The organism is Nocardia sp. NPDC059177, assembly GCF_042755165.1.
Taxonomy (GTDB): domain Bacteria; phylum Actinomycetota; class Actinomycetes; order Mycobacteriales; family Mycobacteriaceae; genus Nocardia.
Window position 1 is genome coordinate 61,872 of the sequence record NZ_JBHZBX010000017.1, and the last position, 23,634, is coordinate 85,505.

The 23,634-nt window shown below is 69.0% G+C and carries 25 protein-coding genes; 8 read left to right on the forward strand and 17 right to left on the reverse strand.

The features are described from left to right. Window positions 1–60 precede the first annotated feature (60 nt). Both ACFXK0_RS21045 and ACFXK0_RS21050 read left to right on the forward strand, forming a co-directional pair. On the forward strand, window positions 61–678 hold the full coding sequence (locus ACFXK0_RS21045; protein ID WP_379412227.1) for a sigma-70 family RNA polymerase sigma factor: 618 nt from the start codon (window positions 61–63) through the stop codon (window positions 676–678). 1 nt (window position 679) lies between these two features. Further along, window positions 680–931 carry a hypothetical protein gene (locus tag ACFXK0_RS21050; protein WP_379412229.1) on the forward strand — a complete coding sequence of 84 codons (252 nt, stop codon included), beginning with the start codon at window positions 680–682 and terminating at the stop codon, window positions 929–931. 56 nt (window positions 932–987) lie between these two features. On the opposite strand, the gene groL is transcribed toward ACFXK0_RS21050, so the two are convergent. Further along, window positions 988–2,598 (reverse strand): chaperonin GroEL, encoded by a 1,611-nt coding sequence (gene groL, locus ACFXK0_RS21055; protein ID WP_379412230.1) that lies wholly within the window; start codon window positions 2,596–2,598, stop codon window positions 988–990. An 84-nt stretch (window positions 2,599–2,682) separates the two neighbouring features. Then, the gene (gene groES, locus ACFXK0_RS21060; RefSeq protein WP_110037083.1) at window positions 2,683–2,982 is read right to left on the reverse strand and encodes a co-chaperone GroES; all 300 of its coding nucleotides are present in this window, start codon (window positions 2,980–2,982) and stop codon (window positions 2,683–2,685) included. Between the two features lie 364 nt (window positions 2,983–3,346). On the opposite strand from groES, the gene ACFXK0_RS21065 reads away from it, so the two are divergent. Beyond that, entirely contained in the window at window positions 3,347–4,819 is a 1,473-nt protein-coding gene (locus ACFXK0_RS21065) for an Hsp70 family protein (RefSeq protein ID WP_379412231.1), read from the forward strand. Here the strand turns inward: ACFXK0_RS21065 and tsaD are convergent. The 6 genes from tsaD to alr all read right to left on the reverse strand — a co-directional run bounded on the left by tsaD (window position 4,816) and on the right by alr (window position 9,881). Beyond that, window positions 4,816–5,862: a tRNA (adenosine(37)-N6)-threonylcarbamoyltransferase complex transferase subunit TsaD gene (gene tsaD / locus ACFXK0_RS21070; RefSeq protein ID WP_379412339.1), complete on the reverse strand. Its 1,047-nt coding sequence runs from the start codon at window positions 5,860–5,862 to the stop codon at window positions 4,816–4,818. The genes ACFXK0_RS21065 and tsaD overlap by 4 nt on opposite strands. Before the next feature lie 52 nt (window positions 5,863–5,914). Beyond that, window positions 5,915–6,409, reverse strand: coding sequence for a ribosomal protein S18-alanine N-acetyltransferase (rimI, locus tag ACFXK0_RS21075; protein WP_379412341.1), 495 nt, complete (start codon window positions 6,407–6,409; stop codon window positions 5,915–5,917). A gap of 29 nt (window positions 6,410–6,438) precedes the next feature. Continuing rightward, entirely contained in the window at window positions 6,439–7,131 is a 693-nt protein-coding gene (gene tsaB / locus ACFXK0_RS21080; protein WP_379412233.1) for a tRNA (adenosine(37)-N6)-threonylcarbamoyltransferase complex dimerization subunit type 1 TsaB, read from the reverse strand. A 65-nt stretch (window positions 7,132–7,196) separates the two neighbouring features. Then, window positions 7,197–7,652, reverse strand: coding sequence for a tRNA (adenosine(37)-N6)-threonylcarbamoyltransferase complex ATPase subunit type 1 TsaE (gene tsaE, locus ACFXK0_RS21085; RefSeq protein WP_379412235.1), 456 nt, complete (start codon window positions 7,650–7,652; stop codon window positions 7,197–7,199). Next, a complete protein-coding gene (locus ACFXK0_RS21090) occupies window positions 7,645–8,721 on the reverse strand; it encodes an alpha/beta fold hydrolase (RefSeq protein ID WP_379412236.1) in 1,077 nt (358 codons plus the stop codon). The genes tsaE and ACFXK0_RS21090 overlap by 8 nt, the downstream gene beginning before the upstream one ends. After that, window positions 8,718–9,881: an alanine racemase gene (gene alr, locus ACFXK0_RS21095; RefSeq protein WP_379412238.1), complete on the reverse strand. Its 1,164-nt coding sequence runs from the start codon at window positions 9,879–9,881 to the stop codon at window positions 8,718–8,720. Before alr ends, ACFXK0_RS21090 begins: the two co-directional genes overlap by 4 nt. Window positions 9,882–9,944: 63 nt before the next feature. Here alr and ACFXK0_RS21100 point away from each other — a divergent pair, with 63 nt between their 5' ends. Genes ACFXK0_RS21100 through ACFXK0_RS21110 form a run of 3 tightly spaced genes read left to right on the forward strand, consistent with a single transcriptional unit; the run spans window position 9,945 to window position 12,000 of the window. Next, window positions 9,945–10,256 carry a hypothetical protein gene (locus ACFXK0_RS21100; protein WP_379412239.1) on the forward strand — a complete coding sequence of 104 codons (312 nt, stop codon included), beginning with the start codon at window positions 9,945–9,947 and terminating at the stop codon, window positions 10,254–10,256. Next, window positions 10,253–11,449 (forward strand): WXG100 family type VII secretion target, encoded by a 1,197-nt coding sequence (locus ACFXK0_RS21105; protein WP_379412240.1) that lies wholly within the window; start codon window positions 10,253–10,255, stop codon window positions 11,447–11,449. The genes ACFXK0_RS21100 and ACFXK0_RS21105 overlap by 4 nt, the downstream gene beginning before the upstream one ends. Then, a complete protein-coding gene (locus ACFXK0_RS21110) occupies window positions 11,446–12,000 on the forward strand; it encodes a hypothetical protein (RefSeq protein ID WP_379412241.1) in 555 nt (184 codons plus the stop codon). The genes ACFXK0_RS21105 and ACFXK0_RS21110 overlap by 4 nt, the downstream gene beginning before the upstream one ends. Here ACFXK0_RS21110 and ACFXK0_RS21115 read toward each other — a convergent pair whose 3' ends face one another. Continuing rightward, window positions 12,001–13,470 carry an NAD(P)H-hydrate dehydratase gene (locus ACFXK0_RS21115; protein WP_379412243.1) on the reverse strand — a complete coding sequence of 490 codons (1,470 nt, stop codon included), beginning with the start codon at window positions 13,468–13,470 and terminating at the stop codon, window positions 12,001–12,003. 69 nt (window positions 13,471–13,539) lie between these two features. On the opposite strand from ACFXK0_RS21115, the gene ACFXK0_RS21120 reads away from it, so the two are divergent. After that, entirely contained in the window at window positions 13,540–13,962 is a 423-nt protein-coding gene (locus tag ACFXK0_RS21120) for a cupredoxin family copper-binding protein (RefSeq protein ID WP_379412244.1), read from the forward strand. Window positions 13,963–13,969: 7 nt separating this feature from the next. Here the strand turns inward: ACFXK0_RS21120 and ACFXK0_RS21125 are convergent, their stop codons facing one another. The 3 genes from ACFXK0_RS21125 to glmS all read right to left on the reverse strand — a co-directional run bounded on the left by ACFXK0_RS21125 (window position 13,970) and on the right by glmS (window position 19,110). Then, on the reverse strand, window positions 13,970–15,577 hold the full coding sequence (locus ACFXK0_RS21125) for a serine/threonine-protein kinase (RefSeq protein WP_379412246.1): 1,608 nt from the start codon (window positions 15,575–15,577) through the stop codon (window positions 13,970–13,972). A gap of 8 nt (window positions 15,578–15,585) precedes the next feature. Further along, complete coding sequence (locus ACFXK0_RS21130; RefSeq protein WP_379412247.1) at window positions 15,586–17,145, reverse strand: serine/threonine-protein kinase; 1,560 nt, start codon at window positions 17,143–17,145, stop codon at window positions 15,586–15,588. Window positions 17,146–17,229: 84 nt separating this feature from the next. Continuing rightward, window positions 17,230–19,110: a glutamine--fructose-6-phosphate transaminase (isomerizing) gene (glmS, locus tag ACFXK0_RS21135; RefSeq protein ID WP_379412249.1), complete on the reverse strand. Its 1,881-nt coding sequence runs from the start codon at window positions 19,108–19,110 to the stop codon at window positions 17,230–17,232. 36 nt (window positions 19,111–19,146) lie between these two features. On the opposite strand from glmS, the gene ACFXK0_RS21140 reads away from it, so the two are divergent. Then, complete coding sequence (locus ACFXK0_RS21140) at window positions 19,147–20,001, forward strand: dienelactone hydrolase family protein (RefSeq protein ID WP_379412250.1); 855 nt, start codon at window positions 19,147–19,149, stop codon at window positions 19,999–20,001. 18 nt (window positions 20,002–20,019) lie between these two features. Here the strand turns inward: ACFXK0_RS21140 and ACFXK0_RS21145 are convergent, their stop codons facing one another. The 5 genes from ACFXK0_RS21145 to ACFXK0_RS21165 form a co-directional block, all read right to left on the reverse strand. Further along, window positions 20,020–20,595 carry a Uma2 family endonuclease gene (locus tag ACFXK0_RS21145; protein WP_379412252.1) on the reverse strand — a complete coding sequence of 192 codons (576 nt, stop codon included), beginning with the start codon at window positions 20,593–20,595 and terminating at the stop codon, window positions 20,020–20,022. A 195-nt stretch (window positions 20,596–20,790) separates the two neighbouring features. Beyond that, window positions 20,791–21,156 (reverse strand): hypothetical protein, encoded by a 366-nt coding sequence (locus tag ACFXK0_RS21150; protein WP_379412253.1) that lies wholly within the window; start codon window positions 21,154–21,156, stop codon window positions 20,791–20,793. A gap of 31 nt (window positions 21,157–21,187) precedes the next feature. Beyond that, on the reverse strand, window positions 21,188–22,765 hold the full coding sequence (locus tag ACFXK0_RS21155) for a hypothetical protein (RefSeq protein ID WP_379412254.1): 1,578 nt from the start codon (window positions 22,763–22,765) through the stop codon (window positions 21,188–21,190). Between the two features lie 37 nt (window positions 22,766–22,802). Then, window positions 22,803–23,165 (reverse strand): hypothetical protein, encoded by a 363-nt coding sequence (locus ACFXK0_RS21160; protein WP_379412256.1) that lies wholly within the window; start codon window positions 23,163–23,165, stop codon window positions 22,803–22,805. Between the two features lie 111 nt (window positions 23,166–23,276). After that, window positions 23,277–23,585, reverse strand: a complete 309-nt coding sequence (locus tag ACFXK0_RS21165) for a DUF6802 family protein (protein ID WP_379412258.1) — start codon at window positions 23,583–23,585, stop codon at window positions 23,277–23,279. Window positions 23,586–23,634: the final 49 nt, after the last annotated feature.

Below are 23,634 nucleotides of genomic sequence, written 5' to 3' on the forward strand. Positions count from 1 at the left end.
ACGCGTTCAAAGCACCCCCGGGCGAAGGGAGGTCATAGCCGCGGGCTACATTCGTGACCGATGACACAGAATGGGTTCCGAAGCGAAGCCTTCCCACCGAGCGTGGATTCTGCGATTACCGCACGCGCGGCCGAAGGAGTCGAGCTAGCTGCACTGCTGGAACGATGCGGTCTTGCCGACCAGCAAGCCTTTGCCGAACTGTACGACCGGACCTCGGCCCGCGTCTTCGGCCTGATCCTGCGGGTGCTCCACGACCCCGGGTACGCCGAGGAGACGACGCAGGAGGTCTATCTCCAGATCTGGCGCACCGCGACGAGTTTCGACCCCGCGAAGGGGTCGGCGGTGACCTGGCTGATGACGCTGGCACACCGGCGGGCGGTCGACCGGGTTCGCGCCGAGCAAGCCCACACCCAGCGCGAGGTCGCCTACGGGATCCGGGTGCTCGGCAACGAATTCGACGAGGTCACCGAGGAGGTGGAACGCAGACTCGAACAACAGGCCGTCCAGCGCGGGCTCTCGACTTTGACCGAGACCCAACGCGAGGCGATCTCGCTCGCCTACTACGGCGGGCGGACCTACGCGGAGGTAGCCCAATACCTCGGCATAGGGTTACCGACCGTTAAGTCCCGGATTCGGGACGGATTGACACGACTGAAGAAAAGTTTGGGGGTGACGTGAGATGAACGAAGCCCAGATCGATCTCGCGCACACCGTCGCGCTCGGATTGATCGACGACGAAGACCATCACGCGATCCAGACCATCATCGATACCGACGACCCGGCACTCTGTACCGAGTTCCTGCGCGAGGTCCGCGACACCCGCGGCACCCTCGCGCTGCTCGCCGAACTCACCGCCGCTCCACCGCCCCCGTCCCTGCGCACCCGCCTGCTTGCCGCGTTAGCCGCCGAAGAACCTCCGGTAGCCAGCTAGGCGCAACGAAAGGCCCCCAGATCGCCGAGGCGATCAGGGGGCCTTCGTAGTTTCACCTAGTGGGCGTGGCCGTGGTGGCCGTGGTCATCGGCCTCTTCGACCGGCTTGTCCACGATGGCGCTCTCGGTGGTGAGGATCATCCGCGCGACCGAGGCGGCGTTCACCACGGCGGAGCGGGTCACCTTGACCGGGTCGACGACACCGTCGGTGAGCAGGTCGCCGTAGGTGAGGGTGGCGGCGTTGAAGCCGTCCTTGCCCTCGGCCACCTTGCTGACCACCACGGCGCCGTCGAGGCCCGCGTTGGTGGCGATCCAGAACAGCGGCGCCTCGAGGCCCTTGCGGACCACCTCGACGCCGACGGCCTGGTCACCGGTCAGCGAGTCGCGCAGCTCGACCAGCGCGGTCGCGGCCTGCACCAGCGCCGAACCGCCGCCGGGCACGATGCCCTCCTCGACCGCGGCCTTGGCCGCCGCCACCGCGTCGTCGACGCGGTACTTGCGCTCCTTGAGCGCGGTCTCGGTGGCCGCGCCGACCTTGATCACCGCGACGCCGCCGGCCAGCTTCGCCAGGCGCTCCTCGAGCTTCTCGCGGTCCCAGTCGGAGTCGGTGGCCTCGATCTCGCGACGCAGCTGTGCGCTGCGCGCGGCGACGTCGGCGTCGGTGCCCGCGCCGTCGATGAGCACGGTCTCGTCCTTGGTGACGACGGCGCGACGCGCCTGACCGAGCTGCTCGATGGTCGCCTCACGCAGCGTGACGCCCAGATCCGGGTTGATCACGGTGCCACCGGTGACCACGGCCAGATCGTCGAGGAACGCCTTGCGGCGGTCGCCGAAGAACGGCGCCTTGACCGCGACGGCCTTGATCGTCTTGCGGATGGAGTTGACCACCAGGGTCGACAGGGCCTCGCCCTCGACGTCCTCGGCGATGATCAGCACGGCCTTGCCGGACTCGGCGATCTTCTCCAGCAGCGGCAGCAGATCGGGCAGCGAGCTGATCTTGTCGCGGTGCAGCAGGATGTAGGCGTCTTCGAGGACGGCCTGCTGGGTCTCCGGGTCGGTGACGAAGTAGGGCGAGAGGTAGCCCTTGTCGAACTGCACGCCCTCGGTGATGACGAGTTCGGTCTGCGTGGTCGAGGACTCCTCGACGGTCACGACGCCGTCCTTGCCGACGGTGGTGAGCGCCTTGCCGACCATCTCGCCGATTTCCGCATCACGCGAGGACACGGTGGCGACCTGGGCGATGGCCTGCTCGCCGGAGACCGGGGTGGCCGCGGCCAGCAGCACCTCCGACACCTTGTCGGCGGCCAGCGCGATGCCCTGGCCGAGGGAGATCGGGTTGGCACCGGCGGCGACGTTCTTCAGGCCGCCGCGCACCAGCGCCTGGGCCAGCACGGTCGCGGTGGTGGTGCCGTCGCCCGCGACGTCGTTGGTCTTGGTGGCGACGCTCTTGACGAGCTGGGCGCCGAGGTTCTCGAAGGGATCTTCGAGGTCGATGTCACGCGCGATGGTGACACCGTCGTTGGTCACGGTCGGGCCGCCGAAGGCCTTGGCCAGCACCACGTGGCGGCCGCGGGGGCCGAGGGTCACCTTGACGGCGTCGGCCAGCTTGTCGACGCCGCGCTCCAGAGCCCGGCGAGCCTTCTCGTCGAACTCGATCTGCTTGGGCATAGAGGATTCAGCTCCTGTCTTGAACGCACTCCGCCCCGGGTCGGTTCAACGACGCCGGGGCGGAAATGCTGGTGCGGCGTAGGCCTACTTGGTGACGACGGCCAGGATGTCGCGCGCCGAGAGGATGAGGTACTCCCCACCCTGGTACTTGATCTCGGTGCCGCCGTACTTGCTGTAGATGACGACGTCGCCTTCCTTGACGTCGACGGGGATGCGGTCACCCTTGTCGGTGATCCGGCCCTCGCCGACGGCGATGACGGTGCCCTCCTGCGGCTTCTCCTTGGCCGTGTCCGGGATGACCAGGCCGGAGGCCGTCGTCGTCTCGGCCTCGTTGGCCTGGACGAGGATCTTGTCCTCGAGCGGCTTGATGTTCACGCTCGCCACGTTGAGCCCTCCACTTTCAGGGGAAATTCGGTCGTCCGGAACTGGTGTCCCGGACCGGGTTTCGGTCAGGCTTGCGACTCTGCGCATCAGCCCCGTCGTCGCGGGTGCCGGGACCCCTGCCCAGTAGTCGACTGGCACAAGTACAGCTACACAGTGCCGACTAGCACTCTATACGCGAGAGTGCCAGCGCTCAAGGTCGGGTTCTGCCAATGTCGCATTCTCGACACGCCCACACTCGCCAGTGATCTTCACATCGCTTGCAACAATCTGTAACGTTCGCATAACAGGCTGTGACAGAGTATGCATATCGTTCCATTCGAGATGGTCGGCCACCGCGGAACCATCCGCTCGAAGGGAGGTGAACATGCGAACATCCCTCGGCATCTCCGCCGGTAACGAGGTGGTGTGCTCCGCACTCGTCGCCACCGGACCGTCCGGCGAGCAGCACTTCGACTACCGCGTCGTCTCCGCCGATGCCGCACACTCCGATCTCGGCGATCTCGTGTCGTCCTCGATCGAGTTGATGACCACCCAGTTACCGGTCTCCGAGACCGCCGGACTGATCGGCGAACCGCTCGGGCGCTACTCCACCGGCGCGCACCGCCGCACCGAGTCGACGCGCACCCGCCCGCCGACCAGCGTCGCCGTCGCCTACCGCAACAAGGAACAGGCGCAAGCGATCCGGGCGGCCACCACCCGCCGCCGCGATCTGCGCCTGGTCCCGGAGGGCACCGCCGCGCTGTCCTACTTACGCGAGACCGGGTTACTCGACCGCTACGCCACCGTGGCGGTGGTCGACCTCGGCGCGACCGGGCTCAGCGTCACCGTGGCCGACTACGGCGACGGCTCGGTGCTGCACAGCGAGCGCACCCCGACGCTGTCCGGCAACGCCATCGACGAGCTGATCTACCACCACCTCGTCGACCTGCACTACGCCCGCCGCGGTGCCCGCCCCAATCGCGCCACCCTGACCAACCGCGGCCGCGCGGCCAAGGAACACCTCTCGATCGCGCCCGCGGTCACCATCGATCACGTTGCCGGACAACCGCTCAAGCTCACCCGCTCCGACTTCGAGGAGCTCATCGGCGGGCTGCTGCGCAATATCGCGCTGTTCTCCTCCTCGGTGTTCAGCCGCGCGCCCAAGAACCCCGAGGCGGTCGTGGTGATCGGCGGCTGCGCCAATATCCCCGCCGTGCTCGACACCCTCGCCGCCCGCCTGGACATGCCGGTGCTGACGGTCCCCGATCCGGAGGCCGTGATCGCCAAGGGCGCCGCGCTGGTCGCCGACGCGGCCGCCCCCTCGGCGTTACCCTCGGCCTTACAGGCCGCCACGCTGACCGACGTGCCGAGCGGCACGGTGACCAAGGTGGTCGGCACGCTGGCCGGCGCGGTCGTGGTGGTCGGGCTGGTGATCGGTTACGGCGTACAGGCCATCACTCCGGAGTCCACCGACGTGACGCCCGCGGGCACCAGCAGCACGGTGCGTCAGCCTTCGTTATCCGCGGTGCCCGTTCCGGCGCCCACACCCCAGCCCCACGAGAGCACCGGCGTCACGCTGGTGCCACCGACCACCGAAATGCCGGTGCCCACCACGGCCGCCCCGACCACGACGGCGCCTGTGCCGACGACCGCACCGGCCTCCCCCGGCTCGCCGTCGAGCACCGCGCCCACGCTGCGCCCCGATCCCAATCTGCCGTCGATCCCCTACCCGGAGCCCCCGCTCGGCCGCATCGACAGCGGCTCGGGTGGCCGCGGCCAGGCACCGGCCAACGCGCTCGTGCCGATCACCCCGGAGATCCTGCCGGAAGACGAACCGATCCTGCAGCCGGTCGGCTAGCCGCGCAGCGCGCTGACCGATACCGGCAGACCCGGGTCGGTCGCCACCGTCAGCGCGGCCGGTTCGGCGCCCGCCGCGATCACGTGCGCGCCGAGCGCCGCGATCATCACGCCGTTGTCGGTGCACAACCGCGGCTTCGGCACGCGCAGGGTCAATCCGGCTGCCGCGCAGCGCTCTTCGGCCAGCGAACGGATCCGCGAGTTGGCCGTGGCGCCGCCCCCGAGCACAATCGTGTCCACCCCGATATCGGTGGCCGCGCGCACCGCCTTCATGGTGAGCACATCGGCCACCGCCTCCTGGAAGGACGCGGCGATATCGGGAATCGGCAGCTGCTCGGGTGTGACGCCCTGGCGCTGCGCGGCCTCGACGTAGCGGGCGACCGCGGTCTTGAGGCCGGAGAAGGAGAAGTCGTAGCGCGCGTCGCGGGGGCCGGTCATGCCGCGCGGGAAAGCGATCGCGCGCGGGTCACCGTCATTGGCGGCCGCGTCCAGGGCGGGCCCGCCGGGGTAGCCGAGGCCGAGCAGCCGGGCGACCTTGTCGAAGGCCTCGCCAGCGGCGTCGTCGACAGTGCTGCCCAGTTCGGTGATCGGCGCGCCGAGCTCGGTGACTTGCAACAGATGGGTGTGCCCGCCGGAGACCAGCAGCGCCACCGCGGGCGGCAGCGGACCGTGCTCGAGTGTGTCGACCGCGACGTGCCCGCCCAGATGATTGAGCGCGTAGAACGGCACGTCCCAGGCCGCCGCGTACGCCTTGGCCGCCGCCACCCCGACCAGCAGCGCACCGGCCAGACCGGGCCCGATGGTGACCGCGAGCGCGTCCGGCTTGCTGATCCCGGCGGCGGCCAGCGCGCGGCGCATGGCGGGCACGATCGCCTCCAGATGCGCGCGCGAGGCGATCTCGGGTACCACGCCACCGAAGCGGGCGTGCTGGTCGACGCTCGAGGCGACCTCGTCGGCGAGCAGGTCCAGCGAGCCGTCCGGGTTGCGCCGGACGACGCCGACTCCCGTTTCGTCGCACGAACTCTCGATCCCCATGACGATCACGCCGACGCCTCGTTCCACTTGCCGTTGACTGCCGATCCGGCCTGCCCGGCGCTCACGACAGCACCTCGTCCTGCCTGCCGCGCGCGGCCCATTCGTCGGCCGCGGCGGTGAGCTCGGGACGGCGCATCGTGTACGCGTCGGCACCGCTCGGGTGATAGTAGTTCTTGCGCAGCCCGATGATGTGGAAGCCGTGCTTGGCATAGAGCGCGATGGCGGGCGCGTTGTCGGTGCGCACCTCGAGGAACACCGGCCCGCCGCGTTCGGCCGCGGTCGCCAGCAGCGCCTCCAGCAGCAGGGTGCCGATGCCGCCGCGATGGCACAGCGGATCGACGCCGATGGTGTGGACCTCGGCCTCGGGATGGGCGGCGTCACCGAGCAGCGCGATCCCCGCGTAGCCGACCATCGCGCCGTGCTCGTCGCGCGCGGTGATGTAGCGGTTGTGCGCGCCGGCCAGTTCGGACCGGAACGACACCGCCTGCCACGGATCATCCTCGGGGAACAGCAGGTGCTCGAGTTCGACGCACCGATCGATGTCGTGCACCGTCATCGGCTGGATCCGGAAATCGGACACGGCGGTCACGCCCCGGTCCGGTCGAGGGTGCGGAAGCTGTTCTCCACCGCGTCGGGCCTGCGCAGATACAGCGGCACCAGCGCCTCGGGCGCGGTACCGGCCAGCAGCGCCGCCGCGGCGACGGTGACCAGGCCCGCCGGCGACGGCGTCTCGGCGGGCAGCACCGGCAGATCGAAGTAGTCCACGTGCGCGGCCGACCCGGCGACCGCGGCGGCGTCGAGCACCGGCACCTCGACCGGCTTGCACACCTCGGGCCCGGCCACGCGCGCCCCGTCCAGGTACCGCGCCCAGTACACCTCGCGCCTGCGCGCGTCGGTGACCACCAGCAGCTCGCCCGGGTCGCGCTGCTCGGCGGCGGCGACCACGGCGATGGCGTCGAGGCTGCACACCCCGTGCACCGGCAGGCCGAGCGCGTCCCCGAAGGCGGCCGCGGTGGCCATCCCGACCCGGAGCCCGGTGAACGGGCCTGGCCCGATGCCGACGACGACCGCGTCCAGCTCGGCGCGGCGCACCCCGGCCTCGGTCAGGCATTCCAGGATCTGCGGGGTGAGGACCTCGGCGTGGGCACGGGCGTCGACCTTCACGCGGGCAGCGAGCGTCGCCACGGCGGGCCGGGAGTCCGCGTCGGCGGCAGGTGACAGGTGCACCAATCCCGCTGTAACGGCGGGTGTCGCGGTGTCGACGGCTAGTACGAGCATGATTGTCTCAACAATACCGGGTGGTATCGGCGCCCGGCGCGCACCTGGCCACGCCGGCCGGCCGGTTATTCGATCCATTCCCAGATGGCCGTGCGCACATCGGATTCCGGCTCGCGGGCGAGTTGCACCCGCAGATGCCGCTCGGACAGATGCTCGACCACGCCCCGGCCCCATTCCACGACGACGACCGCGTGGTGCAGGTCGGTGTCGAGGTCGAGGGCATCGAGCTCGTCGAGGTCACCGGCCAGGCGGTAGGCGTCGACGTGCACCATCGCCACCCCCGGCGAACCGTCGGGACGCTGCCCGGCCTTGTGCGCGCGGGCGATGATGAACGTGGGCGAGCTGACCCGGCCTGCCACGCCGAGGCCGGCGGCGATTCCCCTGGTCAACGCGGTTTTCCCGGCGCCGAGCGGTCCGTCGAGAACGACCAGGTCGCCCTCGCGGAGGGTGCGGGCCAGCTCCCGGCCGAAGGCTTCGGTGTCCTCGACCGTGGCCAGGACGCGCTGCTTCGGGTCAGCCACCGACGGCCTCCTCCCCGCGCGCGCCGAGCACGCCCGCGTTCGTCAGCAGCCGCTCCAGTGCGTCCAGGGTCACCTCGGGGAACTGCAGGTGTGGCATGTGCGCGGCCTCACGCACCCGCACCAGCTCGCTGCCTGCCAGCGCCGAGGCCAGCACCCGGGAGTTGCGGAACGGGATCACCAGATCGTGCGCGCCGCCCAGCACCAGCACCGGCAGCCCGGCCAGCGTGGGCAAGGCGGGCGATTCGTCGTGCAGTTCAATCGCTTTCAGGAACTTCTCGATGGTCGCCACCGGGGTCCGGTCGATCATCATCGTGGTGAACCGCGACAGCGTCGGGCTCACCGGGCCGTGGAACGAGGTGACGTGCAGGATCGGGGTGATCAGCTGCTTGCTCGCGGTCCGGCTCACCTGCACCAGGGTGGGCGCGGTGCGCGCCGCGATCCGGAACCCGTCGACCGCCGGATGACGCAGCAGCTGCGGTATCCCGGTCGAGGTCACCTCCGAAGCCGCGGTACAGAACAGCCCCACCCCGACCACCCGCGCGGCGAACAGTTCGGGGAACTGCGCCGCCGCGGCCAGCACCGCCATGCCGCCGAGTGAATGCCCGACCAGCACGACTGGGCCGTTCGGCGCGCATTCGCGCAGCACCGTCGCGACATCGCGGCCGAGCTGGGCGACCGTGCAGCTCTCGGTGCTCGGGGCGCCGGAGCGGCCGTGTCCGCGCTGGTCGAAGAACACCATGCGGATCCGCGGCCCGTACCGCTCGGCCAGGTCACGGCGCTGGAAGTGGAAGGACTCCATGCTGTTGCAGAAGCCGTGCACGAACACGATCGTGGCGGTGGCCGAGTCGTCGCCGTAGGTGCGGGTGGCCAGCGACACCCCGTCGTCGGCGAGCACCACGCCCGGCTCGTCGGAGTCGATCAGGGCGAAGTTCTCGTCGCGGTATTCGTCACGTTCGGCGGGCCAGCGCACCCGCGCCCCGATCCGGCGCAGCGTGTGCGCGACCGCGAGCACGCCGATCAGGCCCGCGGTGGCCAGTCCGCCGCGCCGTATCGCCGAGCCCCGGCTCACGCGCCGGTCCCGACATAGCGACGCACGGCCCGCCCTCGGGGGGCGCACACCACCTCGTAGTCGATGGTGTCCAGCGCCCTGGCCCAGTCGAGGGCGTGCGGATGACCCGCGCCGCCGCCGAACAGCACCGCCGTGTCGCCCGCGCGCACGTCAGCGGGGTTGTCGCCGAGGTCAACCATGAACTGGTCCATACACACCCGACCGACATTACGGTGCCGGGCACCGCCCAACCACACCTCGAAACGCCCACTCAGCGACCGGAACACCCCGTCGGCGTAGCCGGCGGGCACCAGCGCGACGGTGGTGTCGCGCGGGGCGATCCACCGATGCCCGTACGACACACCCTCCCCCGCCGCCACCCGCTTGACCAGGGTGACCTGCGCCTGCAAGGTCATCGCGGGCCGCAGTCCGAAGTCACCGAGTTCCGGGATCGGCGAGAGCCCGTAGACCGAGATGCCGGGGCGGACCAGATCGAAATGCAGATCGGGCCTGGTCAGCGTGGCCGCCGAGTTCGCGATGTGCGCCTGCTCGGGTTCGAGGCCCTGTTCCTTGGCCTGCGCGATCGCGGTGACGAAGCGTTCGCGCTGCTCGTCGATCATCGGATGACCGGGTTCGTCGGCGTGCGCGAGATGGGAGAAGATGCCCCGCAACCGCAGCGTGCCCTGCTCCACCATCGCTCGCAGCGCGGCCAGGACCTGCGGATACTCCGCGGCCGACACCCCGTTGCGATTGAGTCCGGTATCGACCTTGAGACTGACGACCCCGGTACGCCCCACCGTCTGCGCGGCCCGCTCGACCGCCCGCAGTTGTGTCAGCGAGGACACCCCGATCTCGACATCGGCTGTGATCGCCGCGCCGAAATCGGCGTCGATGGTGTTGAGCCAGCACAGAATCGGCGCAGTGATCCCCGCCGCCCGCAGGGTCAGCGCCTCGGCGACCGTGGTCACCCCCAGTTCGGCGGCCCCCGCCCCCAGCGCGGCCCGCGCCACCGCCACCGCGCCATGGTTGTAGCCGTCGGCCTTGACCACCACCATCACCGCCGCGCCCCGCGCGTACTCGCGCAGCACCCGCACGTTGTGGGCAATGGCATCCAGGTCGATAACCGTCTCCACTTGCGCATTCACAACCCCTGATCCTGCCAGGACGACGCCGGTTCCCATTGCGCGGGCCGGTCGCCACCATTAGCGTTGCCGCCGAAGGGACCTCTGGGGAAATGGGGAATCATGGCTGGCACTTCGGATTTGGATCTCGATCCGACACGGACCACGGAGCTCGCGACCACGCTCGGCAAAGCCGAGTCGGAGATGGCCGCGGTGTTCGGCGCGGACACCGGTAGCGCGTCGGTGACCCTGGACGGGACGAAGGTCCCGGACGCGGTGACCGCGGCGATCGCGAAGGTCGCCACGGCGGCGAAGACACTGGTCACCGACTACGAGGCGCTGTCGACGGCGACCTCGACCGCGGTGACGGAATTCCAGGCGAAGGACACGCAGAACGCGGGTGCGATCGACACCCAGCAGGCGGCACTGGCATGAGCACGCTCGGAACCGACGAGTCCGAGGCGGTCGCGAAGGCGACACTCGGCAACCTCACCAAGACACAGGTCCTCGCCTGGCAGCCGACGACCTTGAACGCCCTGGGCGACGCGTGGTCGGCGCAGGCACAGAAACTGACGACCTTCGACGACACCGAGTACCGCGCGGTCGACTCCAGCCGGGACTTCTGGACCGGCAGCGCCGCGGAGGCGATGCGGACCAAGCACGAGCAGATCCGCACCAGCACCAAGACATTCATCGCCGCGTTGCAGGACGGCGCGTCGGCCGCGCAGTCGGGGGCGAGCACCCTGGACGCGGCGAAGACGGCGGTGGCGAACGCAGTGCGGCAGGCCGAGGCCAACGGCTACGAGGTCGACGACGACGGCACCGTCAAGATTTCGACCAGCACCCATCAGACGCTGCTGTCGCAACTGCCGGACGCGGCGTCGTACACGATGGCGGCGGGTGCGTTGCAGGTCGACGCCGACGCGTCGACGACGGCGACCAAGCAGGCACTGGAGAACGCGCGCACGGCGGCGTCGTCGGTCGAGGCGGCGATCGAGAAGGCGTTCTCCGGTCTGCCCGAGGGCGATCCCGGCATTCTCACCGAGACCGCGCCGAGCCCGTCCTCGTCGTTGCAGGACAAGTACGGGGCCGACGCCGCCGCGCTGATCGAGAAGTCGCCGACACTGAAATCCCAGCTCGACTATCTCTCCAAGAACGGTGTGAACATCACCTTCGGTGAGCCGGGAGCAGGCAGTTACACCCAGTACAACGGTGACAACAAGTCGATCGTGCTGGACGGCAATCTGAAGGACAACCCGCAGGCCCTCGTGCAGACACTCGCGCACGAGGCCGGGCACGCCACCTACAACGGAAGCCTCAGCGGTGCGACCGTCGAGGATTGCGTGAACGCGCGACTCACCAACGAAGGCGCGGCGACGCTGAACAACATGGTCGTCCAGCGTGAGATCACCGCCAACGGTGGCGCCGATATCGGGGTCGCCGGGTACACCGACACCACCGGTCCGCTGTGGGAACAGAGTTTCACCGACTACATGAAGACCACCGGCTCGCCGGAGGGCTACCAGAAGGCGATCTATCAGATCGGCCAGACCTATGGTGACAATCTGCGCCCGTCGACCGCGCCGAACATGACCTACCGCGAGTACTACACCCAGCAGTGCCGATGAGGCGGGCGACGCACTGGGTGCTCGCGGCCCTGTCACTGATCCTGCTGACCACCGCCTGCGCAGCCGGCGACGACGAACGCGCGGACAACTCCCGGGAGGGGACGACCATGACCGATCGACCGACCGATCTCTGGCAGCTGATCAGTGCCGTCGCGGCACAGGCGCCATTGACCAACGACAAACTCAACACGCTGCTCGGCACCCGCTTCGAGGGCACCGGACGGCACGACTCGGGCCCGACGACCGTCACCGATGGCCTCGAGCTGCCCAATGTCACCAATTTCAGCCGGGACAACGGCGACTGGGTGTTCTCCAGCCTCGATATCGGCGCTGAGCCGTGTGTGGGGCTCGATGAGGTGAAGGCGCACTACGGCGATGTCGAGATGACGGCGGCGCCGAGCGGCCATTCCCTCGAGGAACGGTATCTGTGGACCTCCCAGCAGCCTTGGGGCGCACTGAATTTCGCCATCCGGGAGCGTGATCGCTGCCTGGTCGGGGTGAGCCTGTACACCGCAGGGGAATACAAGAACAAGCCGTTCCCGAAGGGCTGATCACGGCTGGCTCATCTCCCGGACCACCCGCACCGCCGCCCGGATGTGTCCCAGCAGCGGTGACGCCGAGATGGGCGCCGCGGCGGGCTGTTCGTCGTAGGCGGCCAGGTTCGCCGCGAGCGCGTGCACCCTGGCCGCCGCCGCGGCCGCCCACTCCGGCGGTCGCCCCGCCGCCAGCAGCGCGCCCAGGATTCCGGACAGCACATCGCCCGCTCCGGCCGTCGCCGCCCACGACCCACCCGCTTCGTTGACGGCGGTCGCCACGCCCGGGGCCGCGATGATCGTCGCGCGCCCCTTCAGCAGCACCGTCAGCTGCCAGTCGTCGGCCAGCCGCCGGACCGCCGCCACCCGATCGTCGCCGGGAGCCGAGCCCATCAGCCGCGCGAACTCCCCGGCATGCGGTGTGAGCACCGTCGCCGCCGTCCGTCCCCGCACCAGCCCCGGTTCCTCGGCGAGCATCGTCAGCCCGTCCGCGTCGACGAGCACCGGCAGGTCGGTGGCGAGAACCTCGGCCAGCCGGTCCCGGGCGGCGCCGTCGGTCCCCGCACCCGGCCCGAACACCCACGCCTGCACCCGCCCCGCCTCCGAAACATTCCGGCTGACAACCACTTCCGGGAACCGCGCCAGCACCTCATCGTCGTCGCCCACATACCGCACCAGCCCTGAGGTGGCGGCCACCGCCGCCCCCGCGCACAACACCCCGGCCCCCGGATACTTCGCGCTCCCCGCGCACACACCGACCACGCCCTGGCTGTACTTGTCGTCGGCCGCCCCCGGCACCGGCCAGCCCGCGCCGATCGCCGCCGGTTCCCACTGCACCAGCTCGGGCTCCGGTAGCTCCAACCCGATGGGCACCAACACAATTCGCCCACACCACGGCGCAGCGAGCACATGCACGGGCTTGTAGGCGCCGAAGGCCACCGTCACCTCCGCGCGCACCGCGGGCCCGTCGACGGCCCCGGTATCGGGATCGACGCCACTGGGCAGATCGACCGCGACGATCGGGACATCGATGCCCGCGACGATTTCCGCCGCACCCGGACGCAGCGGCCCGTGACCGGAGATACCGACGATCCCGTCGAGCACCAGATCCACCCCGTCGAGCCGCCCGATCACCACGTCCACGGCAGCGCGCCCATCCACGACCCGGCCACCGGCCGCCCGCAGAGCCGCGAGCCCGTCCCGATGCGCCCGTTCCGGATTCAGCAGCACCGCCACCACGGCCACCCCACGCCGGCGGAGAAAGGAACCGGCCCACAGCGCGTCCCCACCGTTGTCGCCCGAGCCGACCAGCAAGCCCACCGCACGGCCCGCGACCCCACCGGTCCGCGCACGCAATTCCCCCGCAACCACCGTCGCCAACCCATAGGCCGCCCGCCGCATCGGCATTCCCGCTGGCACCCGCGTGAACAGCTCCGCTTCCGCCGCCCGCACCGCGTCGGCGGTGAAATAGCCACGCCGATCCGACATCGTCGCCTCCGTCCCGCCCGCACGGGCCACGCCCAGCCCGCGATCGTTCGCAGACTACGCTCCAGAACCATGTCGATGGTTCGTCACCGCGCCGCGTCCGTCCGGGTTCTCACCGGCCTGCTCGTGACCGCAACCCTGTTCACCGCCGGCTGCTCCGGCGACTCCGACGACGCCGGGAAGCCGACCCGCACGCCCCGCCCGGTGAACACCACCACCACGCAGACCTACGACGGCCCGACCGCCCTCACCGTCGACGTCTCCGACATGTCGTTCTCCCCCGCCGACGCCACCATCAAGGTCGGCGAAACCGTCACATGGGAGTTCGACGACAAGGCCCCGCACAACGTCCAGGGCATCGGCGACAAGGCAATGGGTATCAACAGCCCCATCATCAAGAAGGGCGAATGGTCCTACACCTTCACCCAACCCGGCACCTACCGCTACCTGTGCACCCTGCACCCGGATATGCGCGGCACCATCACGGTGGAGTGAGCGGGGTTCACGAACCGCCGAGCGGAGCCTCGCGCCACATATCGTCGCGCACGGATTCACCGGTCACGCCGGGGATCGACTTGTTGAAGACGACGACGTACCGGGCGCGCGCGGGATCGTCGGGGAATCCGCTGTACAGTTCGCCGCCGTAGGAGCTGGTCGAATAGATGATCGACAGCGGTGCCGTCGAATCCTGGTGTGGCTCGGACCAGCTCACGTGCGCGTTGCTCGACTCGGCGAGCGCGTCCAGATATGCCTTCGCGCGCTGCGGGGTATCGAAGTCCAGTACGAACACATGATGGTCGCCGGCCTTGTCTTCACAGCCGATGCCGTTGTCGAAGAAGATCTCGGAGGGCACGTTGCCCGGCGCAGAGGTGGGAATCTTGGCGATACAGTCGAGGTCACGCCAGCCGCTGCCGTATTCGCGCTGCGACACCAGCTCCGGAAACAGATCGGCGACCGCCTGATTCCGGGTCCCCCAGGCCTTGGTGTCCAGGTTCGCGATCGCGTCGGTCCCGAACGCGATTCCCGCGACCGCGATTCCGGCCACGACCGCGAGCACCGCCGTCACCGTGATCCACACCCGTCCGCCACGCCGCCGCGGCGCCCCACCCACCGCTGGATACGGAGGACCGGGTGTGTGTGGCGCCCACGCACCTTGGTGAGCAGGTCCGAGGTGCTGTCCGCCACCAGGCGACCCTGACATCGCGCCCGGCTGACCAGCCGCCCCACCCTGTTGGGCCACCATCGTTGCCGCGAACCGGCGCGGATCCGGCTGCGCGGCCAACGCCGTCCGCGCTGCCGCGATGAACTCACCGCAACTGCTGTAGCGTTGCTCCGGCACCTTGGCCATGGCGCGGGCGACGACGTCGTCGAGCGCCACGGGCAGATCGGTGCGCACCTCGCTCACCCGTGGCGGCGGCTTGGTGAGATGCGCCGCGATCACCTGGCCCGCGTTCGTGTAGTCGAACGGCAGCGCACCCGTCAGCAGCATGACCAGAGTGCAGGCGAGCGAATACTGATCCACCCGGTGATCGACGGTGTTGCCGGACAGCTGTTCCGGCGCCGCGTAGGCGATCGTCGCCGCGAACGAACCCGCCACGGTGAGCCCCGCGTCTCCGGCGGCCAGCCGCGCGATACCGAAGTCGGTGAGCACAGCCCGTTCCGCCCGGCCCGCTTCCGACCCGGCCAGCAGGATATTCGCGGGTTTCACATCGCGATGCAGGACGCCACGTGAGTGCGCGTAGTCCAGCGCGTCGGCGACCTGACCGAGCACGGTCAGTACCCGCGCCGGGTCCACGGTCGGCATGGCGAGCTGCCCGGCATCCCCGCCGCGCACGTATTGCATGGCGATCCACAGGTGGCCGTCATCGGTGCCGGTGTCGTAGATGTCGACGATATTCGGATGCTCGAGCTGCGCGATCACCTGCGCCTCCTGCTCGAATCGCAGCCGTGCTTCCTGATCGACCGACGCGCTCGGGACGAGCAGCTTGAGCGCGACCTGCATCGGCAGCCGCGGATGCTGGACCAGGTAGACCGTGCCCATACCGCCCTGACCGAGCACACCGTCGACGGCATAGCCCGCGAAGGACGCGCCGGTACCGAGCTGAACCATCCCTGTACTCATCCCTTTCCGAGCGGGGCCTGCGGCCAGCGCTGCTGGTAGGTCTCTTGGGCGCTGTGGTTGTTCCATTTCAGCTCGAAGACGAGGTTCGCCCGCTGCGGATCGCCGGGGAATCGAGTGAAGACCGTGGCGTCCGCGGCCAGCCCGGTCGCCGGCTCCATGCTGACCGTCACCTGCGTCGACAGCTCGGGATGCGTGACGACCTGGTCGCCCGACCGGTCCTCGACGAACAAGGCCACCGCGGCGGTCGCTTCCGCCTCGCTGCTGTACTTCTTGACCTGGAATTCGATTCCGGAATCCTTTTCGTCGCAGCGGATTCCGTAGACCTTGCCGTCCTGGTAGGACGAGCCGTAGCAGTCGGTGCCGAGCCAGCCCGCGCGCATCGTCGAGGACGGAAACAGTTCCGGGAAGGCCTCGGCGATGTCCTGGTGGTTGTCATCCCAGCCACTGATCCCCTCGATGAGCGCATCGCGCTGCACATACCCGAGCACGATCGCGGCCACCAGCATCACTCCCGCCCCGGCGAGGATCCGCAGCGCCCATGAGGTCCGACGCGGGGCGGGCAGGTGGGGGGCCGGTGCGAGACCACCCGGCCGGTACAGGTGCTGCTGTGGTGGCGGCGGGTAGTGCGGTTGCGGCGGTGACGAATGCGGCTGCGGAAACCCCGATTCCGGTTCCTGACGGAAGACCGTCGGCGCCGACCGAGGATGAGCCGGCGCCACACCCCGCAACGCCGCGGCCGCGGCATCGGCGAAATCCGCACAGCTACCGAATCGGTCGTCCCGATATTTGGCCAGCGCCCGCGCGAAGACATCATCGAGAGCCGGCGGCAGATCGGCCCGCAACGCACTCAGTCGCGGCACCGGCAGACTCAGATGACCCGCGACGACCTGCCCCGGATTGCTGTTCTCGAACGGCGTCCGGTTCGCCAGCAGCGTGAACAGGGTGCAGGCCAGCGAGTACTGATCCGACCGATGGTCCACCACCTCGGCCGACAGCTGCTCCGGCGAGGCATAGGCCAGGGTCGCGGAGAAGGTGCCGGTAGCGGTGAGCTGGGTGCTGGAATCGACCAGCCGGGCGATCCCGAAATCGGTGAGCACCGCGCGTTCGGCTCGCCCCGATTCCTGCTGTGCCAGCAGGATATTGGCGGGTTTCACATCCCGGTGCAGCACCCCGTGCGCGTGCGCGTGGTCGAGCGCGGCCGCGGTCTGGGTGATGATCTGCATCGCCCGTTCGACGGTGATCGCACCCGGATCCAGCTTCGCGACATCACTGCCCTGGATGTACTGCATGGCGATCCACAGGTGCCCGTCGGTGGTTCCGCGGTCGTAGACGCCGACGATGCCCGGATGATCCAGCCGGGCGACCACATCGCCCTCCTGCTCGAACCGCCGCCGGATCTCGGTGTCGGCCGAGACCTCCCGGTTGAGCAGTTTCAGCGCCACCCGCCGCGGCAATCGCGGATGGCGGGCCAGATACACCGTGCCCATTCCGCCTTGCCCGAGCACACTTTCGATGGTGTACCCAGCAAAGGACGCGACGTCGTTCCCAACCCCCACCCCGACGGTCCTCCCACTCGCGCAACGCCGATCTCGACCCGCAGTCTAACCGGCCGCGGGCCGAGGTCAGTGCGGCGAAGCCGCCTACTCGACTGTGACCGACTTGGCCAGGTTGCGGGGCTTGTCGACGTCGTAGCCGCGGGCCTGGGCGATCTCGGCGGCGAACACCTGCAGCGGCACCGTCGAGAGCAGCGGCTGGAACAGGGTGGGGGCGGCGGGGATCTCGATCAGGTCGTCGGCGAAGGGGCGCACGGTGTCGTCGCCCTCTTCGGCGATGACGATGGTGCGGGCGCCGCGGGCCTGGATTTCGCGGATATTGCTCAGCAGCTTCGAGTGCAGCACCGCGCGGCCCTTCGGCGACGGCATCACCACGATGACCGGCAGGCCCTCCTCGATCAACGCGATCGGACCGTGCTTGAGCTCGCCCGCCGCGAAACCCTCGGCGTGCATGTAGGCGAGTTCCTTGAGCTTGAGCGCGCCCTCCAGCGCCACAGGGTAGCCGACGTGGCGACCCAGGAACAGCACCGTCGGCACGTGTGCGAGGTCGCGGGCGATGGCGCGCACCTGCGGCGCCGTCTCCAGCACCCGCGCGATCAGCTTCGGCATGCCCTCGAGCTCGGCGAATTCCCGGGCGACCTCGTCGGGGTACTTGGTGCCGCGCGCCTGGGCCAGCGCCAGACCGACCAGATAGTTGGCCGCCACCTGCGCCAGGAACGCCTTGGTCGAGGCGACGCCGATCTCGGGTCCGGTGCGGGTGTAGATCACCGCGTCGGATTCGCGCGGGATCTGCGCGCCGTTGGTGTTGCAGATGGCCAGCACGCGCGCCTTCTGCTCCTTGGCGTGGCGCACCGCCTCCAGCGTGTCGGCGGTCTCGCCGGACTGCGAGATGGCCACCACCAGCGTCGAACGGTCCAGCACCGGGTCGCGGTAGCGGAACTCGCTGGCGAGCTCGACCTCCACCGGCACCCGGGTCCAGTGCTCGATCGCGTACTTGGCCAGCAGGCCGGCGTGATAGGAACTGCCGCACGCGACGACGAACACCTTGTCGAACTCGCGCAGCTCCTGATCGGCGAGGCGCTGCTCGTCCAGCACGACCCGCCCACCGTGCTCGTCGATGACGAAATGCCCGATCAGGGTGTCGGCGACCGCGGTCGGCTGCTCCTCGATCTCCTTGAGCATGAAGTAGTCGTGGCCGCCCTTCTCGGCGGCGGCGAGGTCCCAGTCGATGGTGAACGGCCGGCTGACCACGCCCTCGGTCTCGCCGGCGAAATCGGTGACCTGGTAGCTGTCCTTGGTGATCACCACAGCCTGGTCCTGCCCGAGCTCGACCGCCTCGCGGGTGTGCTCGATGAACGCGGTGACATCGGAGGCGATGAACATCTCGCCCTCGCCCACACCGACGACCAGCGGCGTCGACCGGCGCGCCGCCACGATCGTGTCCGGATGATCGGCGTGGGTGAACACCAGCGTGAACGCGCCCTCCAGGCGCCGCAGCACGGCGAGCGCGCTGGCGGTGAAGTCACCGGCGGTGGGGCCCTCGGCGTAGGCGCGCGCGACCAGATGCACCGCCACCTCGGTGTCGGTGTCGCTGAGCAGCTCGACCCCGGAGTTCTCCAGCTCGCGGCGCAGCGGCGCGAAGTTCTCGATGATGCCGTTGTGGACCACGGCCAGCTTGCCGCTGACATCACGGTGCGGGTGAGCGTTGCGGTCGGTCGGCGCGCCGTGCGTCGCCCACCGGGTGTGGCCCATGCCACTGGTCCCCGCGAACCGCGCGGCGCCCGCCTCGTCCAGTTCGGCTTCCAGATTGGCCAGTCGCCCGGCCTTGCGTTCGACCGCGATCGCGCCGTTCCCGTCGAGGATCGCCACCCCCGCCGAGTCGTATCCGCGATACTCCATGCGTCGCAACGCGTCGACGACAACGCCGAGCGCATCCCGGTACCCCACGTAGCCCACGATTCCGCACATGGTTCTCCACCCTACTGATCGGATACCCTTCTCGCCGTGTCAGTGTCTGCTAAGTCGCTCCTGAGCACCCTGTCCGCGCGCGGCCCCCACCGGGTGCTGCGCGGAAATCTGGGGATCGCGGGCCAGCCGGGTGTGGTGTACACGCCCGAATCGGGGTCCAACCTGCCCGCTGTCGCCTTCGCGCACGGCTGGCTGACCAGCGCCGAGAACTACAAGAGCCTGCTCGAGCATGTCGCGTCGTGGGGTTTCGTCGTCGCCGCGCCCGACACCGAACGCGGCCCGATCCCGTCACACCTGGACCTGGGCACCGACCTGCTCACCACGCTCGACATCGTCAGCAAGGTCCGCCTCGGTGACGGCACCATCAGCGTGCACCCCGACCGCCTCGCGCTCGCCGGCCACGGCATGGGCGCCGGCGCGGCGGTCATCGCCGCAGCTCAGCGGCGTGTCGCCGCGGTCGCCGCACTCTTCCCCGCCCCGACCTCCCCCGCCGCGCAGAACATCGCCCCCGACCTCGACACGCCCGGCCTCATCATCACCGGCGACGATCTGGACTCGCTCAGTTCCGACGCCCGCGCCCTCGCCGCGGCCTGGTCGGGCCCGTCGCTGCTGCGCCGTATCGACGGCGCCGCACACAACGGCATCGTCGAAGGCCGCCGCCTCTTCGCCGCCCTCGGCGCAGGCCGCTACGAACACAAAACCGAGAAAACCACCCGCGCCCTACTCACCGGCTACCTCCTCACCACCCTCCTCGCCGACAAGACCTACGCCCCCTTCGCCGACCCCGAAGCCGACCTCCCCCACACCGCGGTCATCGACCCGACCGCCGAGATCGAGGTCGAAGCCCCGAAACTCTCGATCGGAACGGTAGCCAAACTCATCCGCGGCTGAATCCGGCCGATCGACCGGTCAGTGCGCGAGATCGGCGAGTCGAATGTCGAGCACGATCGGCACGGAAACCGTCAACCGATCGCGATGCACGCCGGTGGCCACGTAGACACCGGTCGTATCGTCGAGCTCGTAGGTGTGCACCACGGGCTTGCCGGCTTCGTCCTCGATCCGCCACAAATGCCGGAGACCGGCCTCAGCGTAAAGGCGGGGCTTGTAGCGTCGATCTCGATCTTCGGACTCCGCCGAGACGATCTCGACAACAAGCTCGACTTCCGCCGGGAAGAAGCGGGCGCGGTCCGGCGAATAGGGCACGCGCGCGACAATGATGTCCGGCTCCGGCCTGCTCCGGTTGTTGAGCTTGATAGTCATCTGCGCTTCGACCGTCCGCTCCGACGGCACCACCTGTTCCAACGCGGCAGTGAGCCTACGGATTACCCGGTCGTGCCAGCTCCGCCGAGGGGACAGGTTGAAGATCAGCGCTCCATCGAGCAGCTCGGTGTGGTGGGGGGCTTCCGGGGGCAGCAGATCGAGATCATCGGCTTCCCAGCCGCTATCGCGCGGTGGATACATCCACTGCGGAATCGCGCTGCTCAATGGAAGGCTCCCTTCCGCCAGCCCGAAGTCGAAGCGGACCCGAATTCTCAGAACCCACCGCATCACGCACAGCTACCAGGTCATCGCCGAACTCGGGGTCCGGAGTCGCCGCCGAGGTGAGCAGCCGCAAAGCCTCGCTCATAGTGCGTCCTCGACGGCGGCCGGTCTCTGGGTTCCTGGACCGCTCGCCCGAGCTCAGACCAGCCAGCTTTTGCGGCGGTAGTACTCCGATTCCGGATCGTCGTCGTCATCGTCGTAGGGCGAGACGACATTGTGGGAACGGCGAGCGGCGGCGGCGCGGGCGATGGCGTCGCGTTGCTCCTGTGCCTCGGCTTCCAGGCGGGCTTTTTCGGCCGCTTCCTGATCGGCCACGAGCCGCGCCTGCTCGGCCTCCGCCTCGGCCTCGGCGAGTAAGCGGGCCAGCTCCGGGGCGGTCTCCTCCTCGTGCCGGCGGTCGCGTTCGGCGGTAGCGGCGTTGATCTCGTCGAGTTCGATCGCCAGGAGCGAGGCCCGGCGGTCGTGTTCGGCGAAGATCTGCTCGAGCTCCAGCAAGACATTCATGAGCGGGTCTCCTCGACGCGGGGGTGGGCGATCACAGCGGGCCCGCCTCGGCCAGTTCGGCACCGGTGTCGACCGGCTCCTGCGGCGGATCGGTCTGCAGGTTCTGCGGACGGTGCTCGCCGTCCTCGCCACCCTTGGTGCCGGTGGGCACGCTGGGCATCGCCGAGGACGCGGCGGGCGTGCCGGTACCGGCAGCACTGTTCGGCGTTCCCGCCTCGCTGGTGCCGTCGGAGGATTCCGCGTCGGTCGTGGTGTCGGTGGTCGGCGTCTCGCCCTCAGTGGTGGTGATCACCGGCTGACCATCGGCGCCGATCGTCACGCCGTATTCCTGCGGCTGACCGTCTGCGCCGGTGACGACCATCTTCAGGTTGCCGTCCTCGCCCATTTCGATTGTGACGTTGTTGCCGGCGACATCGAACTCCGCCGTCGCGTTCTGCACAGCCGCCACCGCATCGATCTGGCCGTCGCCGTCGGCGTCGAGCAGCGATTCCACCTGGTCGACGGCATTCTCGATGCCGTCGGTGATGGTGGAGGTGATGGTGTCCATGTTCTCGCTGAGCAGACTGGCGGCGGAGGTGATCAGTTCCTCGGCGGTCTCGGCCGCCGTGGTGATGAGGTCGCTCAGCGTGTCGTCGTCATCGTCATCGTCGTCTTTGTCGTCGTCATCTTTGTCGTCGTCATCGGTGGTGGGCGTTTCCGGGTCCGTGGTGGCCGGGTTGGTGTCGTCGTCGCCACCACCGCCGCCGTCCCCGTCGCCGCCACCGTCGCCATCACCGTCACCGTCCCCGTCACCCTTGGGGTCGCTGGTCACCGTGCCCGCCGGCCGCGGATACGGGTCGCTGTCGAGCGCCTCCACCGCGTTCTTCAGCGCCACATAGGCCTGTTTGACGGTGGTGTCGGTGTTCGTACAGGTCGAGAGATAGTTGGCGAGTTTGCCGTCGAAATCAGGCTTGAAGGTGTTCTTCAGCCACTCCTCGGCCTGCTGTTTCTGGTACTGGGAGTAGGTACCGAAGGCAATGCCGCCGACACCGCCGGTGAGCGCCCCCGCCACAGCAAACTTCGCGACGTTCCCCATGGTCATCAGATCGCAAGCCTCGATCAGCTCATCGATCTCCTCGACAGTCTTACCGCCGACCTTGACCTGCGTACCAGTGACCAGCGCCTTGACGTGATCGGCCTTCTTCGACACCGCGTCACGCAAATGCACTGTCGCAGTGGCGAACGCCGTCACCGCGGTATGCAACTTGGTCCGATCCTCGGCGGCCAGCGTCAACTGCTGCCCGAGCATCGTCGAGGCAGCCTCGGCACCCTGACCACTGCTCCACACCTGCGACATCTTCGCCGAAAGGCCTTGCTGGACAGCCAGTTCGGCGTCGGTCGTCTGGAGCGCGGCGTACAGCGCTTCGGTGGTATTGGCCAGCTTGTCCAGATTCATCCCGCGCTGCTCGTCGTACTTGGCGCAGATGGAATCTTTTGTCTCGCTACAGCTTCCGAAAGCTTTCTCGTACCGCGGAATCAGTTGGATGAAGTACTGCAATCCGGGCGAGCCCCCGGTCAGCAGCGCATCGGCGTTGGTGCCGTGCAGGGTCGGCGTCGACGCTCCGGCCATCAGCGGACTCCGCTCACGTTGTGCATGCGCTCACTCACTACACGGCCGCCGCGGCATTGGCGGTCTTCGCCGCGTTCTCTTTGTCGGTGTTCGAATAGGCCAGCGAGGCCGCCCCGACCCCGTCGCCGATCGCCTTGGTCGCGGAGCTCCAGTTGTTCAACCACGCGATCGCGACCTCGAGCCCCGCCCCGATCGCCTTGCCCTCGTTCGCGTAGTTGCGGCCGGCATCACCGGCGCCGAACGAGTTGTCGGTGATCCGTTTCACCGAGTTGGCCACCGTGCTGCCCGATATGTTCAGGTCGTTGCCCAGTTGCCCGAGCTCACCGGTCTGCACGCCGAGCGTGTTCGCATACCCCATCGCCTGTCCCCTCCGTTCGCCGATCCCGTCGCGGTCCTCCACCGCCGAGAAGACCACCTGTCTTCTTGGACGCACGAGATGCCGGATCGGTTCCCATCATCGCGCCACGAATATCGCTGTGCTCGGATTCGATCACAGCGGTGACGGTCGGCGCTACTCGCCCAGATTCCCCTGATCGGTTCGCCGCCACTCCGAGGTCCCGTCGGGATGGCGGTGGTACTCCCAGGCCGCGTAGTCACCGTCGCCCTCGACCACGGTGACGTGGTCGGCGAAGCCGTCGTGGTCGTAGTCGGACCAGACGTTCGTCGAGTCGGGGGTGGTGTCGGTGTAGGAGTCGACGATGCCGTCGCCGTCGAGGTCCTGGGCCGGGCTGTGCAGTTCCACGGCGCCGAGTTCGCTCAGCGGCGAGTGGGCGTCGATATCGGGTAGGCCGAGGCCGGGGATGTCGCCCGAGGTGACCATGACTCCTCCTCCAACGGAAAACTCGCGGATGACAGCGGCGGGTTGGCCT

Coding starts and splice junctions, on each gene's coding strand:
- ACFXK0_RS21045 (WP_379412227.1), top strand. CDS start 61: ATGACACAGAATGGGTTCCGAAGCGAAGCCTTCCCACCGAGCGTGGAT.
- ACFXK0_RS21050 (WP_379412229.1), top strand. CDS start 680: ATGAACGAAGCCCAGATCGATCTCGCGCACACCGTCGCGCTCGGATTG.
- groL (WP_379412230.1), bottom strand. CDS start 2,598: ATGCCCAAGCAGATCGAGTTCGACGAGAAGGCTCGCCGGGCTCTGGAG.
- ACFXK0_RS21065 (WP_379412231.1), top strand. CDS start 3,347: ATGCGAACATCCCTCGGCATCTCCGCCGGTAACGAGGTGGTGTGCTCC.
- rimI (WP_379412341.1), bottom strand. CDS start 6,409: ATGACGGTGCACGACATCGATCGGTGCGTCGAACTCGAGCACCTGCTG.
- tsaB (WP_379412233.1), bottom strand. CDS start 7,131: ATGCTCGTACTAGCCGTCGACACCGCGACACCCGCCGTTACAGCGGGA.
- alr (WP_379412238.1), bottom strand. CDS start 9,881: ATGGGAACCGGCGTCGTCCTGGCAGGATCAGGGGTTGTGAATGCGCAA.
- ACFXK0_RS21100 (WP_379412239.1), top strand. CDS start 9,945: ATGGCTGGCACTTCGGATTTGGATCTCGATCCGACACGGACCACGGAG.
- ACFXK0_RS21105 (WP_379412240.1), top strand. CDS start 10,253: ATGAGCACGCTCGGAACCGACGAGTCCGAGGCGGTCGCGAAGGCGACA.
- ACFXK0_RS21110 (WP_379412241.1), top strand. CDS start 11,446: ATGAGGCGGGCGACGCACTGGGTGCTCGCGGCCCTGTCACTGATCCTG.
- ACFXK0_RS21115 (WP_379412243.1), bottom strand. CDS start 13,470: ATGTCGGATCGGCGTGGCTATTTCACCGCCGACGCGGTGCGGGCGGCG.
- ACFXK0_RS21120 (WP_379412244.1), top strand. CDS start 13,540: ATGTCGATGGTTCGTCACCGCGCCGCGTCCGTCCGGGTTCTCACCGGC.
- ACFXK0_RS21125 (WP_379412246.1), bottom strand. CDS start 15,577: ATGGTTCAGCTCGGTACCGGCGCGTCCTTCGCGGGCTATGCCGTCGAC.
- glmS (WP_379412249.1), bottom strand. CDS start 19,110: ATGTGCGGAATCGTGGGCTACGTGGGGTACCGGGATGCGCTCGGCGTT.
- ACFXK0_RS21150 (WP_379412253.1), bottom strand. CDS start 21,156: ATGAATGTCTTGCTGGAGCTCGAGCAGATCTTCGCCGAACACGACCGC.
- ACFXK0_RS21155 (WP_379412254.1), bottom strand. CDS start 22,765: ATGGCCGGAGCGTCGACGCCGACCCTGCACGGCACCAACGCCGATGCG.
- ACFXK0_RS21165 (WP_379412258.1), bottom strand. CDS start 23,585: ATGGTCACCTCGGGCGACATCCCCGGCCTCGGCCTACCCGATATCGAC.